Annotated in this window: 1 rRNA gene; it reads right to left on the reverse strand. The window is 51.4% G+C overall.

Annotation, left to right across the window (positions count from 1 at the left end):
• Positions 1 to 79: 79 nt before the first annotated feature.
• A 16S ribosomal RNA gene (locus H4J70_RS20195) occupies positions 80 to 1,624 on the reverse strand.
• Between the last annotated feature and the right edge of the window lie 21 nt (positions 1,625 to 1,645).

Genomic DNA, 1,645 nt, shown 5'->3' on the forward strand with positions numbered 1-1,645 from the left:
TTCTTCTAATTTGTTATCATGTAATTTGTGTAGACACTCGTGAAACCGAAGCTTCCATTAAACTGTTTTTACTTCAAGATAAGGAGGTGATCCAACCCCAGGTTCCCCTAGGGTTACCTTGTTACGACTTCACCCCAGTCATGAAACACAAAGTGGTGACCGTCCTCCCGAAGGTTAAACTAGCCACTTCTTTTGCATCCCACTCCCATGGTGTGACGGGCGGTGTGTACAAGGCCCGGGAACGTATTCACCGTAGCATTCTGATCTACGATTACTAGCGATTCCGACTTCATGGAGTCGAGTTGCAGACTCCAATCCGGACTACGACAAGCTTTGTGGGATTCGCTCCACCTCGCGGTATTGCTGCCCTCTGTACTTGCCATTGTAGCACGTGTGTAGCCCATCCCGTAAGGGCCATGATGACTTGACGTCGTCCCCACCTTCCTCCGGTTTATCACCGGCAGTCTCCTTAGAGTTCCCGCCATAACGCGCTGGCAAATAAGGATAGGGGTTGCGCTCGTTGCGGGACTTAACCCAACATTTCACAACACGAGCTGACGACAGCCATGCAGCACCTGTCTCACAGTTCCCGAAGGCACAAGTCTATCTCTAGTCTCTTCTGTGGATGTCAAGGGATGGTAAGGTTCTTCGCGTTGCATCGAATTAAACCACATGCTCCACCGCTTGTGCGGGCCCCCGTCAATTCATTTGAGTTTTAACCTTGCGGCCGTACTCCCCAGGCGGTCAACTTAATGCGTTAGCTCCGCTACCCACGGATCAAGTCCACAGACAGCTAGTTGACATCGTTTACGGCGTGGACTACCAGGGTATCTAATCCTGTTTGCTCCCCACGCTTTCGTGCCTCAGCGTCAGTATCTGTCCAGGTGGCCGCCTTCGCCACTGATGTTCCTTCCAATCTCTACGCATTTCACCGCTACACTGGAAATTCCACCACCCTCTACAGTACTCTAGTTTGCCAGTTCAAAATGCAGTTCCAAGGTTGAGCCCTGGGCTTTCACATCTTGCTTAACAAACCGCCTACGCACGCTTTACGCCCAGTAATTCCGATTAACGCTCGCACCCTCCGTATTACCGCGGCTGCTGGCACGGAGTTAGCCGGTGCTTCTTCTGTTGCTAACGTCACAGCGAGCAGCTATTAACTACCCACCTTTCCTCACAACTGAAAGTGCTTTACAACCCGAAGGCCTTCTTCACACACGCGGCATGGCTGCATCAGGCTTTCGCCCATTGTGCAATATTCCCCACTGCTGCCTCCCGTAGGAGTCTGGGCCGTGTCTCAGTCCCAGTGTGGCTGATCATCCTCTCAAACCAGCTAGAGATCGTCGCCTTGGTGAGCCATTACCTCACCAACTAGCTAATCTCACTTGGGCTAATCAAATGGCAAGAGGTTCCGAAGAATCCCCCTCTTTGGTCCGTAGACGTTATGCGGTATTAGCAGTCGTTTCCAACTGTTGTCCCCCACCATATGGCATATTCCCAAGCATTACTCACCCGTCCGCCGCTCGTCAGCAAAGTAGCAAGCTACTCTCTGTTACCGCTCGACTTGCATGTGTTAAGCCTGCCGCCAGCGTTCAATCTGAGCCATGATCAAACTCTTCAATTAAAAAATCGTTTGTGATGCTTA

Source organism: Colwellia sp. BRX8-9, assembly GCF_014077245.1.
In the GTDB taxonomy this organism is placed as follows: Bacteria; Pseudomonadota; Gammaproteobacteria; order Enterobacterales; family Alteromonadaceae; genus Colwellia_A.